This window comes from Providencia sp. PROV188, assembly GCF_027595165.1.
Lineage (GTDB): Bacteria > Pseudomonadota > Gammaproteobacteria > Enterobacterales > Enterobacteriaceae > Providencia > Providencia lanzhouensis.
This window is the reverse complement of record NZ_CP097291.1, coordinates 1848395-1866813: the sequence shown is the minus strand read 5'-3', so window position 1 is coordinate 1866813 and position 18419 is coordinate 1848395. Positions and strand designations below refer to the sequence as shown.

The following is an 18419-nucleotide window of genomic DNA, read 5'->3' as shown; positions in this document are numbered from 1 at the left end:
TTAGGTGATAAGTTAGCGGATAAACGTTATTTATATAGAGCGCAAAATTATTATGAAAACACTCTCTATCAGCCAAGTATCCGAACTTACGGGTCTTACCTCTGCAACTATTCGTTTCTATGAAATCAAAGGGTTGATTCAACCTATTGGCCGAAAAGGTTTAACTCGGCTATATGCCCCTGAAGTTCTCACTCATCTTTCACTCATTATTCTTGCTAAACAAGCTCAGTTTTCACTGGATGAAATAGCAAACATGCTAAATCGTATGCCAGAAAAAGGAATTGAACGCCCTATTTTGCGGGAAAAAATAGATGAGATTGACCAAAAAATCCAAGAGTTGCAGAAACTTAAGCAAGGGTTACAACATATTGAACAATGTCCGTCGGAAAATCACTTGCAATGCCCTAAATTTCAGAAAATTTTATCTGTAAGCTTAAAACAAAATATCGCAAAACTGACCAAAAACATCGCTTGACTTAAAGTCAACTTGAAGTTTTATCATCCGGCATATTCGTTTTCTCCCTCTACTATTGTTGATTTTTATGAGCAATAAGGAATGATTATGCCTCGTTCAGTTTTTTGGCTTGCCGCCGCATTAGCCCTATTTACAACCGGTAATGCACTTGTATTGTCGGTTGCCGTTTTAGTCGGATCTCAGCTTTCTGCCGATCCTGCCTATTCGACAATCCCTCTTCTTGCTCAATATATTGGATTAATTCTGACTTCTGTTCCGATGGCGCATTTTATGATGCGGTTTGGCCGTCGTGCTGGGTTCATTCTTGGAAACGTTGGCGGATTAGCTGGCGCACTATTTGCCATAATCGGTATTTATAGCCAGAATTTATTACTTTTCTCTATTGGCACTTTCTTTACGGGTATTGCTATTGGTACGGCACAACAGTACCGATTTGCTGCATTAGAAGAAACGCCGGTTGCATTACGTTCAAAAGCCATTGGATTAACCATGAGTGGCGGTATTATTGCCGTATTGATTGGTCCAACACTTGCTGTTTCAACTCGAACCTTAATTGAAAACTATCCATTTATTGGAACCTTTGGTGCTCTGACGATTATCTATATTCTTGCATTTATTCTGTTACTCTTTTTGCCATTAAAACCGCATCAAATTCAAGCCAAAACCGCTAATTCATGGGTAAGTCGCTCTTATTTACGGCTCTATTCTCAGCCATTATTAATGCTGATTGCCATTGTCAGTGCTATCGGTTATGCCCTTGTCGTTTATATGGTGGGGACATTCCCATTAGCGATGAAAGCTCAAGGATTTGATTTTGCAGCCATCACTTTTGTCTTTCAATGTCACATATTAGGCATGTTCGCCCCTTCATTCTTTACTGGGCATCTGATTAGCCGTTTTGGGGTGAAAATATTCGTTTGGATGGGGGCAATATGTTTAGCTATAGCCAACATTATTGGTTTCACTGGCTCGAGCTACACACACTTTTTAATCACCATGACATTAGTCGGATTAGCGTGGAACTTTATTTTAATTAGCACCACACAGCTACTTCCAAGAACTTACCATGAACATGAAAGAGCCAAAATTCAAGGCGCTACAGATTTTCTCATTTTCAGTTTTGGTGCCTTAGGAAGCTTAAGTGCAGGCTTCGCTTTTTACTTTATGGGTTGGAATTCAGTTAATATTATGGGATTAGCGGTAGGAATTGGCATTATTATCGCGATGATATTACTGCGAGATAGCCTCAATAACCAAACCGCCAACTAACCACATGAATTACTGGCAGTAATACGCGTTTTATTACTGCCATTTCCTTTAGTACCCATCAAAAACGTTAACCTTGAAGCTGTACTCTAACCTCCCGCACAAGACTTCTATTTTACTATTACGGTGTAACAATCTTAATAATTTTGTTTTTTTTCCATCTGTTTATTATCACTCGTAATATTAGATTGCTGTTGCAATCTAGACTTTTTTAACACCTTTTTCTTATTCAATTACTCCTTGGGCTAAAGGAATATCTTATGATATCTGTCCCTACTGTCGATGAATTATGCAAACTAAATCAACCTTATAATTGTACGGCGGCAAGCGAATTATTATTCCATCACGCTATGCAGGAACTCGTTTTTTTCCATATAAAAAACACCCCCAAATATGCCCAATGGCTGATTAAACATCATATTTCCCCGGAAAACCCACAAATCAATTCATGGGGAGACTTACCGCCAATCTTTGCCAACTATTTCAAACATAATCTTTTGGTTAGCCACACAGGCAATGATGCGTTAGAGCTAACATCGTCGGGTACTATGGGGCAAAAAAGCCGGATGCGTTTTGATGAACGTAGTATTAACGCCTTGCTGAACATGGTTGATCATATATTCCAATATTATGACTGGGTTACACCGAAAACACCGTGTAACTACCTATTACTCAGTTATGAGCCCGTCGATTCAATTACCCTAGGCACAACGTATACTGATCAATATTTATGCAAATATGCGCCAATTAAACAGGTTGTTTATGCCTTACGACATACGGGAAAAGGTCATCAATTTGACCCGCTAGGCGTGATCCAAGCATTACAGCGTTTTTCCCTTGATGATGCCCCTGTACGTATACTTGGTTTCCCTGCTTTTATCTGGTTTGTACTTGAAATGATGCAAGATATGCAATTGCCTCCGCTAACATTACCTCCCGACTCATTAACACTTTTTGGCGGCGGTTGGAAAACATATGCAGAACAAAAAATCCCTAAAACTACGCTCTACCAAAGACTGACCAAACAATTAGGGATCATCAACGAACGTTGCCGAGATGGTTATGGTGCCATTGAGCATGGTGTTCCCTATATCGAATGTATTCATCACCATTTTCACCTTCCTGTCTATGCTAAAGCGTGGGTGCGAGATACCTACTCTTTTGAAATAAAAGGGTATGGCAAAAGCGGTTTCTTACAATTGGTTTCCCCCTATATAACCTCCTGCCCAGCCCATAGCATTTTGATGAGCGATTTAGCGATCCTACATCGGGGTGCTGAATGTGGATGTGGTCTAGGAACTGACTGGTTTCAACTGCTTGGTCGTGCAACTCAACATAAAACACGGAGTTGCGCATTAGCCGCCTCAGAACTACACCAAGGAAAATAATATGTTCCTCATTTATGGAAAACATTACCCCGATTTCAATCCCAATCAGTCCTTGAGTTTACTCACTGAAATGCTGCCAAGCACATTGGGGCAACCTTTACCTCTCGAAGCCCTATTGACCTGTGCGGAACGTTTTATCACCCGATTAAAAGACCCTAATTTTTTACCTAAAATTGATGAGGTACTAAGAAACGAAATCAAACAATTTTGTCATCCCACCGCATTACGTTTTAAACTCGAACATGAATTAGGGCGTTCACCATTCTCTTTACGCCGTCCCCATTTATCTCAACCTCATTTTGAAAGTTGGCGACCGTTGGGAGTCGTATTGCATATCACACCCGCAAATGCCACATCTCTTCCTTTTTTAGCCATAATCGAAAGTTTGTTAGTGGGTAATATTAACTGGTTGCGTACAAGCTCCCGTCAACAAGGGATAACTTTCGAATTATTACACGCATTTCTGGCGTGTGACGAAACCCATGTATTGAAGAACTATGTCGCCATCTTACCTGTGGCAATAGAAAACCTTCCCCAATTAATAAAGCAGGTTGATGGCGTTTCTGCATGGGGGGCGGATAAAACACTAACAAGTATAAAAGAACAACTTTCGCCGAATTGCCGTTGGCTCCCTTGGGGTCATAAAATCAGTTTTTCTTGGTTAATCCCAAATGGCATTACTGACAAAAATTTGGATCAACTTGCGGATGAAGTTTGTCGATTTAATCAGCTATCATGTTCGAGTCCACAGAGTATCTTCGTCGATACTGAATCCTTACCAACACTCATCGACGTGGGAAATAATCTAGCACAGGCAATGCATCGACGTTGTCATTACTGGCCATTTCAACAACCAGACATCACATCCGCGGCGGATATTACCACTGCAAACGCCTTTAGCGAATTAGACAACGTATTTGCAGATGCACAAAACCTCTGCTGGAGTGGGGATAATTGGCGTATTTGGTTAAAAAATACCATTGAATTTGAGCCATCACCACTATATAGAACGCTCTTATTACGCCCCTTGCCTCGCCATAAACTGATTGAAACCTTACGCCCATGGCGTACTTACTTGCAAACCTGTGCTCTGATTTCAACGACAAATGATACAGCGAACCTGAGTCAGCAATTGCTGGCTGCTGGGGTTAATCGCATCACCACACCTGGGTGCATTCATTCAGGTTATAACGGGGAGCCCCATGATGGAGTGTTTGCATTAAATCGACTCACTCGGCGAGTTAGTGTAACCCTCGATGATAATAGTTTATCCGGTTTAGCCACCCTTGACCTCCCACTCGATGAACCTAATTTACGTACAGAACAACCCATTATGGACAAATTATCATTCACTGAAAACACGATACAGCCTAGCGCTAAATTATTTTTCCGCAGTGGTGGTAGCACTGGCACTCCTAAGTTATCCGGCTTTACTTATCGTGACTATCACCTTCAAATGCAAGCTGCTGCAGATGGTATCTTCGCCGCAGGTCTTGACCCCGCCAATGATAACGTACTGAATTTACTCTACTCAGGAAATTTATACGGTGGTTTACTCAGTTTTTTCACCATCCTCGATAAAGCTAACGTGACCCATCTTCCAATGGGAGGTCCCCAAAATGATGACTATGGCGAAATTGCCGAAATGATCGTGAGTCAGCAAGTTAATACACTTATCGGCATGCCAAGCACGCTTTCTCAGCTATTTACGCAACAAGCGGTACCATTGCGCCGCTATGGCGGCATTCAAAAAATATTGACCGGTGGTGAGCCAATAAGCCCTGCCCAACGTGATTTTTGGCATAGCTTCCGTATCCAAACTATTCGCTCTGCGCTCTATGGTTCCACCGATGCTGGTACATTAGGCCATGCCTGTAAGGCAAGCAAAGACGGTGTATTTCATTTAATGGCTGATATTCAGTGGTTAGAGATAGTCGAAATGACCAGTGATATTCCCGTTAAATCAGGAGAAGTCGGTCGTTTACTTTTTACTTCTCGCAACCGAGATGGACATCGGGTCACTCGCTACGACATTGGTGATCTTGGGCGTTGGGTGAAAGGCGCCTGCCCTTGTGGCGCACTCACGCCTCGCTTTGAACTTCTAGACCGTCATGACAACCTGATCCGCATAGGCAGTGCATTTATCCCAATACAGCAACTAGCTCAACTGGCAGACGTTCCAATACAGTTCATCTTAGATCATAGCCCCCTTAGCCAATTAGACCGGATGCGTGTTTTCGCTGATGGTGACACTATAGAAGTACAAAATCGGCTTAAGAGTGACCCGGTGTTACTCATGATACTTGATGCAGCGTTACTTGAATTTGAAGTCATCCGTTGCCCATCAAACACATTTGAGTGCAATCCTCAAAGTGGTAAAACGCTATTAGTCATTGATAAACGATAAATGTTAAGCGTTCAGAAACATAGCACTCATGAATATAGTTCTCATAAATACAGGATTGGGGTCGACAAATGAAAACATACATCAATGACGCCACTATCTTATCGCTTGAACAGCTAATTGAATTTGCTCGTCAGCACTCACCTTACTATGCGAAGCATTACCGAAAGATCCCCAAACATGGCTGGCAACTTTGTGATTTACCCCTCGTCAATTCTGCTGGATATTGGGCTGGGAACCATGACCTGGCCAGTTGGCCTGTCTTAACGGCTCCATTTACTCATGGTTTGGTATTTAAAACAGGCGGCACCACTGGAGCCTGTAAATTATCGCTTTATACCCATAACGAATGGTATGCCTTTGTGACCCGCTTTAGCCGTAGCCTGTCAAACCAATTACAATCTGGCGATCGGGTTGGAAATCTATTTTTCGCTGGGGATCTTTATTCAAGTTTCTTATTTATCCATCAAGCCCTATTCCATGCAGATATTCCCCTATGTGAATATCCATTTAGCGGCACAATCGATCCTCAAGGCTTATTTACTCAAATTCGCCAACATAAAATCAATGTTCTCGCGGGAGTTCCTGCAACGTTATTGCAACTGGCAGCAAAAGCTACCCAACAACACCAACCCTTATTGGAGATTTCCCTGCTTCTATTTGGAGGAGAAAGCCTATTTGCCGAACAATCATTGTTACTTCAACGCGCATTTCCTTGTGCCCGTATTGCCTCTATCGGCTGTGCGGGGGTTGATTCGGGACTAATAGGTCAGAGTGACGCTCAATGTCAAATTGGAGAGCATCGAGTTTTTGAACCTGAAACTATCGTTGAAATTATTGATGAGGTCACTGGCGAACAAATTGAGGATGAAGGCCGCACCGGCATGCTAGTTATCACAAACTTAACCCGTCAGCTTATGCCGTTGATCCGCTATCCAACTGGCGATACTGCTGCTTGGTCTGAACCAAAGGGACAGCCAGCTCGTCGGTTCTTTTTACATGGACGAAGTAGCTTTGGGCATCGTATTCGTGTTGGCCACTCCACGATTTACCCTGATGAGATTGACGCTTTAATTAGCGAACTACTTGGCGAGCAACAGTGGCAAATGCTAGTAGAACATCATGGTTATTATGACCAATTAACACTACGTATTGCTTTTTTGGGCGATGATAATCACGCCAAAACTCTTGGTCATACAATCCAAAAAAAATATAGCCATGCCGTGAAGCAACTCGAAAGTGACCAACTACATTGGGTTATTGAATGGTGTCAACAGGATGAGCTTATTTGCAATATTCGAACAGGTAAATTACAGCGAATTATCGATAACCGAACATACGTTTAGAAGAAAAATAAATAATGAATATCCGAAATTTTTACGCAACAGATGCTAATGATATCAGCGCGCTTTTTCGTGATGTATACGCAGACCGCTACGTTTATCCCGAGCTTTATATCCCCGCGATGATCACTCGGCGCAATAAACAACGCATTTGGTGCAGTGCTGTGGCTATAAAAAATAACAAAATCATCGGTCATGCAGCCTTAAAACGAGACGCTAGCGTTACCACTAATGCAGAATTGGCGATGATTGTTACCCATCCTGCTGCCCGGCATCGTGGCGTGGCATTCCAGCTTGGTATGTACCTTTATGAAGAGGCTCGCCGGCAGCAATTAACAACACTGACCATTAAAATGGTATGCAGCCATTTAGGTTCACAGCTATTGGCAAAAAATTTAGGGTTTCATACCACCGCATTATTGCGGGATTATGTCGGCTCCCCCTTTGAATCAGGGTCATTTGAAAGTGTTGTTGTGGGCGTACAAACTTTGCAGCCAAAACCCGTACCAACACTCAGTTCGATGAGAACTCAGCCAAATACACTGGCATTACTGAGCGCGCCATTCGGTAATAAACCGCCATTTGCTATGCCAAACCTTCACATTTTTCCCATTGAGGTGTGTGATAGCGGGGAGCGCATAAACGTAACACTGCATCAAATAACAGGTGGGGTCATCAATGAACTCGCGCATCTACCCTATGAGCGGCGTATTTATATTCAGGTCCCTATCAATGCCATGCTAGCCAAATATCTGCCCTTTTTTTACCAAGTCGGTTATCGAGATGCAGGTTTAATTCTCGATAGTCATGGCGAATGGGTCTGGTTATTTCAGCGTGGTTTTAACCCCCAACATCTCCAGTTATGCTGTCCAATTGCACAAAAGTTACAAGAGGCTGCAATGTGCTGAAATGTTGAAATTGCAAAAATCTTGAATATTTTAACGTAAGCGGCATTGACGGTAAAATGTCCAAATCCCATAAGTAACTAAACCACCAAAGAAAAATGGCACCATCATGGTAAGTTCTAAATAAACGAAGCGGTTAAAGTGAAAATTGGGTAATTTCGGTGTGAGATAATAGGCAATAGGTAGCGCGAATAGCGCGGAAACAACACCTATCCCCATTATTTTTTTGAGTTTTTGGTTATCAATGTGCTGCTGTATTTTTGGCTGTTTTCGATGATATCGCCAATATTGATAACTTAAATAGAGCAAACCTAATAATGATCCGGAATGCTGCAAAATTTTATAAATAGCAATTTCTTGTTTATCCGTCATGGTGAGGTTGAACTGTAAAAATGACCATGACCGCACCATCGTGCCTGTATCATGCGTAAAAGAATCCCAAACAATGTGCGTTAATGCGCCAATAAAGAAAGATATAGCGAGAATACAAATATTTCGGATAGACCAACCCTGCGTTTTTTTAATCGCAAAAGGTATAACGGTTGATAATGGCGAAGCCAGCTTCAGAATAATGACATAAATAATAAAGCAAAGAGGTAATCCAATAGATAGCCATCCCACAATACAATGGGCTTCTGATGCTAATCGATACAATCCAAACGAATATAATAAGTCTGGGCTCAAACTCCCAAGGATCATCGCAGGCAAACTTAGCCATTTTCCCAAGAAAGAATGCTTAATAGGAAACACAACCGCAGGATGAGAAAACGTCCATGGCATCAATTATTATCCTTCTATGATCATTTGGTATGCATCACATTCTAAATGTTGCCGTTCCAGTTCACTATACGATTATCCTGAAACCCCCGCCTTCCATTCGCACTTCCCAAATAGCGATTTTACGAAATAATTTGCGAGTAATTATATTTAGTTCAGTGCAATCCACTCATTGAATGATTCTCATTTAATTATATATTGCCTGAATTGATACCTTACGTTGATAATATACGCGGTTTATTTCCCATCCATGAACAAAATCAACTGTTTTACACGTGATTTAAAGGATTTTTATATGAAATACAATAAATTAGCAATACTTATCACAACTCTGGCATTCGCAGGCGCAGCTAACGCGGCAGAAGTTTATAACAAAGATGGCAACAAATTTGATGTCTATGGACAAATTGATGTTCGCCACTATATTGCCGATTCAAAAAGTGGTGAAGATGGTGATGATTCACGCGTTCGTTTAGGATTCCGTGGTGATACGCAAATCAACGATCAACTCACAGGTTATGGTCGTTTTGAATGGGAAACTCCAACCAATAAATCTGAAAGTGATCATGAAAACCAAAACCGTTTAGCTTATGCCGGTTTAAAATTCGCTGATTTTGGTTCTTTGGATTACGGTCGTAATTATGGTGTGAACTACGATATCAATGCATGGACTGATGTTCTCCCACTTTGGGGCGCGGACACCATGGATCAAGAAGATAATTTCATGATGGGACGTAACCGTAACTTATTAACTTATCGCAATAATAATATGTTCGGCTATGTTGATGGCTTAAGCTTCGCCCTGCAATACCAAGGCAAGAATGGCGATCAAAATAAATCCTCTGGTGAAGATGCACTAAAAAATAACGGTGATGGTTATGGTTTATCCACCGCTTATGAATTAGGTTACGGCGTCACCTTAGGGGGCAGCTATGCAAACTCAAGTCGTACACCAAGCCAGCGTGACGGCGCTATTGGAGCAAAAGGTGAACGCGCGCAAGTGTGGAACGTCGGGGGTAAATTTGAGTGGGAAGACCTTTACATCGCAGCGATGTATGGCCAAGCACTGAATGCAACTCGCTATGGCGAAGATGATGCTGAAGCTGTTGCCAATAAAACAGAAAACTTAGAAGTTGTTGCGACTTATACCTTAGATTTCGGCTTAACCCCTTCAATTGGCTACAACCAATCTAAAGGGAAAGATCTCGGCGAATATGGCAGCAAAGATTTAGTTAAATATGTAGCTGTTGGCGCAGCTTATGAGTTCAACAACAACATGTCCGCTGTCGTTGATTACAAAATTAACTTATTGAATAAAAATGAGTTTACTCGTGATCACAACATCAATACGGATAATGTCTTAGGTCTGGGCTTAGTGTACCAGTTCTAATCTAGATCTCGAAAGTGGCGCTATCTTTCAGTATTAAAGATAGCGCCATTTCTTTGATTTTACTCTTATTTTTACTGATTTTGCTTCAGGTAGTCATCGTCGTCAAGCACCCAAAGCGGTTCTATATCGCTATCCTTCTTAATGACTAAAGAAGGGTCAGAACGTAAACATGCACCACCATAATGCCCACCTACCGTAAATGTACAGACCTGAATATAACGTTCTGCCACTTTCGGTAAACACCATAATTGCTGATAAACATTCTCTTGATGGGCAAATTGTCCACAAGTTTCATCCAGAATATCGTCTTGATGATCAACTAGCCCAATATTATTACCACAGCGCCCCGCGATAGGCTTCACGGCATACCCCGTTTGGCGTAGCTCATCGTTAATCTCAAAATCAGTATCCAATAAATATGGATGATGCGGGAACAGTGACCATAGAATCGGCAGAATTGATTTATTCCCAGGGATCACTGTCCATAACGGTTCAAAAACACGAATTTCTGGACGCAACAGCACATCAATCAGCCGGACATCATTATGATGTGGATGACCGGTTCGGATAGGTAAACCAGAAAGGTCACTTTCACTCTCTTGGCGTAACTGCTCCAGAGCAGTTTCCCATGCCCATGTTTTCCATACACATTGAAGCACCTGCCCTTCACCATCCACCACTTGACCCGTTTCATTCCAGACTAACTCATCCAAACCATGGATAATTTTACATTCAAATCCCGCCGCTTTAATGGATTGAGCCATAAACAGAGCGTGATAATCCTCCTCACTATCTCTATCTTGCATAATGTGAATAAACGGTTTTGCAGTGGTGTGTTTCCATGTATCCGTAAGTAACTCTTGCAGTCGTTCACCAGGATTCCAGCCCGCGTTGATGCCGCCTACTTTTGACCATTTATCAATAATTAACCCTGTTTCAGTATGGCAAGAAGCTGAATCCGCATTATATTCATAAACTTTCAATCCACGATGGTCCATACAAAAATCAAGGCGACCCGTCACCATATCATGACGGCGGTTTTGCCATGATAAACGTAAACGCGGCCAGAGAATTTCGGGGATATTGAAAAGTTTCAGTAAGTTGTCATCTTTGAGGACTTTTTCAGTCGCATGCAAATACATCAAATGAACTTCATTTGTTGCCTGCATTAGCTGATTTTCGGCAGTACTGGAAATCGTGAAATATTCGTGGGGGTTGGCACTCAATTTATGCCCATGGTTAGCCTTCACATAGGCTAATTCAATCGGGTTAGATTCATCTAACCAGCGTTGATTGAAGTTAACTTGGCTATCTAACTGAGCCGCGTGCAGTTCCATCAATTGCGGATTAATTTCAGGTTCTTTATAGGCATACTGGTTATTATCCGTTTGTATCATCCAACCGAGGATCGAGGTATCGGTGAATGTATCAGACAACGTATAACTTCCATTATCAGTGTTTAGCGGTAGCTCTCGAGTCCACTGCTGACCCGCAGGGAGTTTATGGTGTAGAACATTTTGCTCAACAACTCGAACTTTGTTATCAAAAACTTGGGTAATAATCGCAACATGCCCAGTATGCTCAAATTCCCCCCCCTCCGCCCAAATCAGTAAGCTTCCTGCGGTGGGTTTCATTTGGCTGCCATTTTGATACGCGCGCAATGGCAAAATGCCGTCATCCACTACATGGCGCAAAAAACGTAATGCGAAAATTTCATACGCCATGCTGACATCGGTAAACACCACGCCATAATTGAGATAAAGAAAACGACGAGCAAATTCAACGCATTGCCATTTATATCCCATGTATTCATTATTGATATAACTGCGAAAAGAGATATCATCCCGTTCACCTAAATCGGGAATGGAACTGTAATTGGAAGAGTAAATTGCAACACCACCGGGGGCGTAGCCAAGTAAAGTGCCAAACGGTTCATGTTCTTCTGTCATGATCAGACTCCTATTACAGCTCACTGATATTATTTAAATTGCAATTATATGAATGCTAATAATCAGTATACGCTTGTAATAGTCAAAACACTGCGTTTTTTCATGGCATAAAAAAAGCACCTATTAATAGGTGCTTTTTGGTGTTGATCTTGAATTTAATGAGAAAATTTTGTTAGCGATAACCGCGAGTATGGTTGTTAGATGACCAGTTGTAGGTCGCATTGCTCCCTGTTACGCGCTCTTTTTTCTTTTGGGTTCTTAAGGCTTTGGCTTCTTTTTCAACTTCAGCCGAGATTTCGGTAATGATCAATTTTTTGACTTTGCTTTCTTCTGAATTGGTCAACTCGCGCCCTAAACTTTTACGTTCTTGAGCCAGCCGTTGCCTCACCCGCATTCTTTGCGTTTCAGTCATCTCTTGCAGTGTTAGGGTTTTCATGTCATTACTCCTTCGAAAGTTGAAAGACGACTTCCAATATAGCACTCCGTTCTCTTTTCGTCCCAGATAAGGTGCCATCATCCCTATTTAGGAGTATAGTAGCCCTTATCGAAATCCGAATTGATATGAATCATTTTATTTATTATGGAATTAGCGCTCTCCACACCTGAAATTCGCCAGATCCTCGCTTCTGACACCCCAATCATTGATGTTCGTGCCCCCGTTGAATTTCAACAAGGCGCTATGCCATCGGCACTCAATTTACCCTTAATGAATGACGATGAACGTACCACCGTCGGGATCTGTTATAAACAAAAAGGCTCCGACAAAGCGGTCGAGTTAGGGCATCAATTAGTCTCGGGTGAATTACGTGAAAATCGAATTAATGCGTGGAAAACTGCGTGTCAACAAAACCCAGAAGGCTATCTTTGCTGCGCTCGCGGCGGAATGCGCTCCCATATTGCTCAACAATGGTTAAAAGAAGCGGGCATTGAATATCCGCTTATTAATGGGGGTTATAAAAATTTACGCCAAACTGCCATCGATGCAATTAACGAACTCGCTCAACGCCCAGTAATATTGATTGGCGGTTGCACTGGAAATGGCAAAACACTATTAGTTCAAAGCCTTGAAGATAGTATTGATCTAGAAGGTATTGCCCATCATCGAGGCTCTTCCTTTGGGCGTACTTTAGAAGCCCAATTTTCACAGGCGACGTTTGAAAACCATTTAGCGGTTTCTATGTTAAAAAAAGCTCCTAATCACAACCGGTGGGTGCTTGAAGATGAAGGTCGAGCCATTGGCGTGAACAGCCTTCCAGATTCACTACGCCAAGCAATGGAAACAGCAACAATTGCGGTGGTTGAAGACCCCATTGAGCGCCGTATGGAAAGGTTAAAAGAGGAATATTTTGACCGAATGACCCACGATTTTCTTGCCGCATTTGGTGAAGAACAAGGTTGGAATGCCTACAGCGAATATCTACATCATGGTCTACATGCTATTCGTAAACGTTTAGGTTCCCAGCGAGCGATTGAACTAACTAAACTCCTTGATGATGCGCTGATTGCTCAACGTAAAACGGAAAAAACAGACGTTCATTTCTCATGGCTTACACCACTTCTTCATGAATATTATGATCCGATGTACCGCTATCAGTTAAGCAAGAAACAGGATCGAATTGTTTTCAAAGGAACATTTGAGGAAGTCACTGAGTGGGTAAAATCCACCGCTCAATAATGTTACACGTATCCTTCAATATTAAAATAAGGTGACGCTGTCACCTTATTGACCATTTCCAAGCCTGTTTAACGTACTTCCTGTTTAGCGTAACAGTGCACCCACTAAAAATAGTGCCCCCAATATCAAGCTGCACCCGGAACTGACATACCAAAATAGGTCGCTATTGCCTTTAAAGCGGCTTTTGATCAGTGGAAATATCGCCGCTCTAATTAAAAATACAGCAGCAATGGCAATTAGAATGGATTGAGTAAAGGGTAAAGAAAAAGAACCTTGAGCTGCACTGAATGCGTACAATCCCCAAATGGTTAATACCGTGCCGACAAAAATCGCCGTAAATGGTGGATACCAATGCCCTTCTTGAGCCTGTTTAACGATCCGTTCCCCTGCTCCGAGCCACTTAAATCCAGCTGCCCCCCAAACCAGACACGCAAAATGCAATAGTGCAACAATCCATGTCAGCACAGCCGCCAAATACAATGCAGTTATTCCCATTTATGGTCCTTTCAGTGAGGCTTATTTTTTAAAGGCAATCTCAGTAATACCTTGGTAAATTAATTTAGAAGCTAACCCGCCTAAAATCAATCCGACCACTTTGCCTATCACTTTATGGATACGGGAATATGTTCGTCTTACAGAAGATAATGAAAATGTCTGGCATAATATAATACGCCAAATTAGAGAAGCCACCACAATTCCTAGCCAAATCACAAGCTTAGTCCACAGCGGTGTTGAGGGTGAAATCGTAGTAGAGAAAATACTCATGAAAAATAGAACAGTTTGTGGGTTAGATAAGTCAGCAATTAACCCTCGACGAAAATAAACGCCTGTTGGAAAATTTTCTGTATTTTTTTCGGTGGCAAGAGACAGTTGCGTTTTATTTCGAAAGACACTGATCGCGTAATAAAATAAATATAATCCACCCAAAATCTTAATCAGGGAAAATAACGACTCAAACTGTGTCATTAATGCCACCAGCCCAAATAGCCCTAACCCTGAATAAATCGCATCCCCCAGAACAACCCCATAACCACAAATTAATCCGGCTTTTTTTCCTGAACTTAACGTTGTCTGAACCACCGTAAATAAGTTGGCACCAGGGTTAAAAAAGGTCAAAACAAACAAAAACAAGGTAATCAGAATGCTGTGTAGTGGATCCATCATGGTGTCTCACATTAGCGGAGGATTTTTTATTATAGACAGGGATAACCCATCGAGGTGCAACCTACGTCAGGTTATTGAAAATCCACCGTATGCGAATGAACTAAAAACACTATCCCAACGATTTTCGACGTTGCAGCAGCCACTTATCTAACTCATTTGCAAATTGTTGGCGATCACGTTGGTTTAAGCTAGCAGGCCCCCCAGTTTGCACGCCGCTAGCTCGCATCGTGTCCATAAAGTCTCTAATTGTCAGTCTTTCACGAATGGTGGCTTCACTGTAACGTTCACCTCGAGGGTTCAACGCCACCGCGCCCTTTTCCATGACTTCCGCTGCCAACGGAATATCAGCAGTAATCACTAAATCGCCGGCTTGTGCGCGTAAAACAATCTCATTATCTGCAACATCAAACCCAGCGGGAACTTGCAGAGTTTTTAAAAACATCGAAGGCGGAACCGATAAACGCTGGTTCGCCACAAATGTAATTTGCACTTTTTCTCTATCAGCCGCGCGATATAACACTTCTTTAATCACTTTAGGGCATGCATCCGCATCCACCCAAATCACCATCATTGACATATAACCTATCTATTTCATCTTTTAAAAATTAATGGTGAGCATAATAGCATGACGCGGTCTTTTAAGAGGAACAAACTGCCGTTTCTTGTCGCATCAATAGCCCGTAACTCATGAGTGAGCACACCACCACCAAAATACCGCCAGCAATAGCAACCCAATATCCTGCATAAATTCCAAGCTCATCCACCATTTTACCTGAGAGCATCGCCCCAAATGCCACGCCAATATTGAGTCCCGCAAGTAGCCATGTCATTCCTTCCGTTAAACGGTGATCGGGAACAATATTTTCCACCAGCGACATACCGATAATCATCGTTGGTGCAAAAAATAGCCCAGATATAAACATCACCATCGACAGCGACCAAATTCCCCCGACCCACAGCAACGGAATAATCGACAGCAATGTCAGAACCCCGCTGATTAGCAACATACGCGGCAAAGGCATTGATAAACGCATCCCTCCAAATACCACCCCCATCACACAAGAACCAATGGCATACAGTGATAACACTAAACTCGCCATCGCCGGCTGCCCTTGTATCTGTGCCAGCGTCACACTCAAAATATCCACTGTCCCCACAATCACGCCCAGCGAAATCATGAGAATAATCAACAGTTGTAAACTTGGCAGGCGCAAAATAGACGCCTTCGCGCTCATCATCTGGTGCTTATCGACTAAGGCAGGTTCTGTTTTACGTTGAGAAACTAAGAGCAAGACTCCCACCAGCAATAAAATACCCGCAATCATAATTCCCGCTTGTGGGAACAGAACCACTGTCAGCCCGACGGATAAGGGAGGTCCCGCAATAAATGTCAAATCATCGAATACAGTTTCCAACGAGTACGCCGTTTGCAGTAGCGGATCCCCTTTGTAGATCTGCGACCATCTCGCGCGGATCATCGCCGACATACTCGGCATAAAGCCCGACAGAAATGCTCCTAAAAATAACCAAATATAAGAGAGCCCTAACCACGTAGACGCCACGATTAGCCCCATGCCCAGAACACTAATAAAAGTCACTAACGGCAATACGCGAAACTGACCATGGCTATCCACTTGGCGAGAAATCTGCGGCGATAATAAGGCATAAGTCAGCACAAAAGTGGCTGAAACGCCACCTGCCAGTGCATAACTTCCTTGCAACATTGACAGCATGGTAATAATCCCAATCCCCATCATGGGTAACGCTAAGCGAGCCAAAAGCCCTGCTAAGGCGAATTGGATGCTTCCTGAAGCGTGAAAAAGTTGTTGGTATCGACTCAGCATGCAGTATCTCCATGATAAAAATTCAATATATATACGGTGTGTATGTATAAAAATGATATATTGATACGAGATGAATGTAAATAATCATACGCAATGTATGTAAGAGGTTTTATGGCAAGACGAACACAAGCCCAAATGGAACAAACTCGCGCCCTATTACTGGCGACGGCACGGGATTTTTTCTGCCGTTTAGGCTATGCAGACACATCAATGGATGATTTAACTGCCAGTGTTGAATTGACTCGCGGCGCGCTATATCACCATTTTGGGGACAAACAAGGATTATTCTTAGCTGTTGTCGAACAAATAGATGCTGAAATGAACCAACGTTTACAAACAATTACGGACAACGGCGATGACCTGTGGTCAAGCTTTCAACAACGCTGTCATGCCTATTTAGAAATGGCGCTAGAGCCTGAATATCAGCAAATTATTTTGCGAGATGCTAAAGCGGTATTAGGAGAAGCCATTGCAAAATCTAACTTACAATGTGCGGACGCTATTGAAAAAATCATCGCCAAGCTGGTAGAAGATAATGTTATTGCCAACGTAGAGCCTCGCGCCCTCGCCGCGTTACTGAATGGAGGCTTATCCGAAGCGGCCTACTGGATAGCGCAAGATAAGAGTGAAATTCGGCTAAAACAGAGTATTGCTAGCATTGATATGCTACTGAATGGACTAAAACTTCCTGCTAAATAATCGCTGATAACAGTAAGCCCATATAGTGGGCTTACTCATGACGCAATTAACGCAGTGACTTAAATACGCTTATAAATTTTTCAACATCTTGTTCGCTTGTGGACCATGAAGTACACAGACGCACACAAGTTTTACCCGCTTCAGGCGCTGGCATACTGCTTAAAACGTAATGTTCCAACAATTTCTTCGCTAAATCATCCGGTAGCACCACAAACACTTGGTTTGATTCAACTGGCGCTAAGAACTCAAAACCTTGTCGCGTAAAGAATGCCGCTAAATGCATCGCCATATCATTGAGATGCTTACCCAATTTGAAATAAAGGTCATCTTTAAACAGTGCGTTAAATTGTGCCGCTAATAACCAACCTTTCGCCTGCAATCCCCCTTTTTGCTTGATGCTAAAGCGGAAATCAGATTTCAAGCTTGGGTTTAAAATTACCAGGATTTCACCGGTCAATGCACCAATCTTAGTGCCACCGATATAAAAAACATCCGTCAACTGAGCGATATCTTCAATCGTTACGTCGCTCGCATGGGACATTAAGCCAGAGGCTAAACGTGCACCATCCATAAACAGCCATAAACCATGCTCATCACACACTTTACGCAGCGCAACCAGCTCATCTTTACGGTATACCGTACCAATCTCTGTCGAGTTACTGATATACACCAATTTTGGCTGCACACAGTGTTCATCGGTATGATGCGCCAAAACTTGCTCAATCAGCGCTGGCGTTAATTTACCCGATGCTGAAGGAACAGTGAAAACTTTATGCCCTGTGGCTTCAATTGCCCCCGTCTCATGCACCGCGATATGCCCTGAATCTACCGCAATAGCAGCCTGATGAGGTCTTAATATATGAGAGATGGTCGTTAAATTGGTGATCGTACCACCATTAAAGAAATGGATATCTGCATCTGGGCGTCCAATGCGCTGTTTCACTTGCTCAGCCACACTGGCACATAACGTATCGGTACCATATCCTTCAAAACGCTTACCCGCTAAGCTATTGAGTTCTTCCATCACTGCTGGGTGCGCTATTTCATTATAATCATTAATAAAGCTGTACATTGGCAACCTACCGTTAAGTTAAAAACAAGCCAACAGTTATATGCGGATATTATTCAATATTCAATGAT

The 18419-nt window shown here is 42.4% G+C and carries 17 protein-coding genes; 9 read left to right on the top strand and 8 right to left on the bottom strand.

The annotated features are described in order from the left end of the window. Positions 1-52 precede the first annotated feature (52 nt). The 6 genes from M5X66_RS08435 to M5X66_RS08410 all read left to right on the top strand — a co-directional run bounded on the left by M5X66_RS08435 (position 53) and on the right by M5X66_RS08410 (position 7784). Positions 53-475, top strand: coding sequence for a MerR family transcriptional regulator (locus M5X66_RS08435; RefSeq protein ID WP_036947955.1), 423 nt, complete (start codon positions 53-55; stop codon positions 473-475). 87 nt (positions 476-562) lie between these two features. Continuing rightward, on the top strand, positions 563-1744 hold the full coding sequence (locus tag M5X66_RS08430) for an MFS transporter (protein WP_036947957.1): 1182 nt from the start codon (positions 563-565) through the stop codon (positions 1742-1744). 257 nt (positions 1745-2001) lie between these two features. Further along, on the top strand, positions 2002-3129 hold the full coding sequence (locus M5X66_RS08425; protein ID WP_154599247.1) for a LuxE/PaaK family acyltransferase: 1128 nt from the start codon (positions 2002-2004) through the stop codon (positions 3127-3129). 1 nt (position 3130) lies between these two features. Beyond that, positions 3131-5536: an acyl-CoA reductase gene (locus M5X66_RS08420; RefSeq protein ID WP_270104010.1), complete on the top strand. Its 2406-nt coding sequence runs from the start codon at positions 3131-3133 to the stop codon at positions 5534-5536. Positions 5537-5604: 68 nt separating this feature from the next. Further along, complete coding sequence (locus tag M5X66_RS08415; RefSeq protein ID WP_154634027.1) at positions 5605-6879, top strand: phenylacetate--CoA ligase family protein; 1275 nt, start codon at positions 5605-5607, stop codon at positions 6877-6879. A 14-nt stretch (positions 6880-6893) separates the two neighbouring features. Continuing rightward, entirely contained in the window at positions 6894-7784 is an 891-nt protein-coding gene (locus M5X66_RS08410; RefSeq protein ID WP_080675592.1) for a GNAT family N-acetyltransferase, read from the top strand. A 30-nt stretch (positions 7785-7814) separates the two neighbouring features. On the opposite strand, the gene M5X66_RS08405 is transcribed toward M5X66_RS08410, so the two are convergent. Further along, complete coding sequence (locus M5X66_RS08405) at positions 7815-8561, bottom strand: DUF4184 family protein (RefSeq protein WP_270104009.1); 747 nt, start codon at positions 8559-8561, stop codon at positions 7815-7817. Positions 8562-8853: 292 nt separating this feature from the next. On the opposite strand from M5X66_RS08405, the gene M5X66_RS08400 reads away from it, so the two are divergent. Further along, positions 8854-9948 carry a porin gene (locus tag M5X66_RS08400; protein ID WP_036947969.1) on the top strand — a complete coding sequence of 365 codons (1095 nt, stop codon included), beginning with the start codon at positions 8854-8856 and terminating at the stop codon, positions 9946-9948. 71 nt (positions 9949-10019) lie between these two features. On the opposite strand, the gene gss is transcribed toward M5X66_RS08400, so the two are convergent. Together gss and M5X66_RS08390 are read right to left on the bottom strand one after the other, a co-directional pair. Beyond that, positions 10020-11897: a bifunctional glutathionylspermidine amidase/synthase gene (gene gss / locus M5X66_RS08395; protein ID WP_270104008.1), complete on the bottom strand. Its 1878-nt coding sequence runs from the start codon at positions 11895-11897 to the stop codon at positions 10020-10022. 172 nt (positions 11898-12069) lie between these two features. Further along, positions 12070-12333: a DUF3811 domain-containing protein gene (locus M5X66_RS08390; protein WP_132495964.1), complete on the bottom strand. Its 264-nt coding sequence runs from the start codon at positions 12331-12333 to the stop codon at positions 12070-12072. Positions 12334-12477: 144 nt separating this feature from the next. Between M5X66_RS08390 and mnmH the strand changes: the two genes are divergently transcribed. Continuing rightward, positions 12478-13572, top strand: a complete 1095-nt coding sequence (gene mnmH / locus M5X66_RS08385; RefSeq protein ID WP_154599254.1) for a tRNA 2-selenouridine(34) synthase MnmH — start codon at positions 12478-12480, stop codon at positions 13570-13572. A gap of 84 nt (positions 13573-13656) precedes the next feature. Here the strand turns inward: mnmH and M5X66_RS08380 are convergent, their stop codons facing one another. The 4 genes from M5X66_RS08380 to M5X66_RS08365 form a co-directional block, all read right to left on the bottom strand. Beyond that, complete coding sequence (locus M5X66_RS08380) at positions 13657-14067, bottom strand: hypothetical protein (RefSeq protein WP_036947981.1); 411 nt, start codon at positions 14065-14067, stop codon at positions 13657-13659. Between the two features lie 21 nt (positions 14068-14088). Then, positions 14089-14736: a homoserine/threonine efflux transporter gene (locus M5X66_RS08375; RefSeq protein WP_108478125.1), complete on the bottom strand. Its 648-nt coding sequence runs from the start codon at positions 14734-14736 to the stop codon at positions 14089-14091. 109 nt (positions 14737-14845) lie between these two features. After that, positions 14846-15304, bottom strand: coding sequence for a YaiI/YqxD family protein (locus M5X66_RS08370; RefSeq protein ID WP_036948314.1), 459 nt, complete (start codon positions 15302-15304; stop codon positions 14846-14848). Positions 15305-15374: 70 nt separating this feature from the next. Continuing rightward, a complete protein-coding gene (locus M5X66_RS08365; RefSeq protein WP_154599255.1) occupies positions 15375-16580 on the bottom strand; it encodes an MFS transporter in 1206 nt (401 codons plus the stop codon). 111 nt (positions 16581-16691) lie between these two features. Here M5X66_RS08365 and M5X66_RS08360 point away from each other — a divergent pair, with 111 nt between their 5' ends. Next, complete coding sequence (locus M5X66_RS08360) at positions 16692-17279, top strand: TetR/AcrR family transcriptional regulator (RefSeq protein ID WP_154636949.1); 588 nt, start codon at positions 16692-16694, stop codon at positions 17277-17279. A 46-nt stretch (positions 17280-17325) separates the two neighbouring features. On the opposite strand, the gene M5X66_RS08355 is transcribed toward M5X66_RS08360, so the two are convergent. Next, on the bottom strand, positions 17326-18351 hold the full coding sequence (locus tag M5X66_RS08355) for a threonine aldolase family protein (protein ID WP_036947990.1): 1026 nt from the start codon (positions 18349-18351) through the stop codon (positions 17326-17328). Positions 18352-18419: the final 68 nt, after the last annotated feature.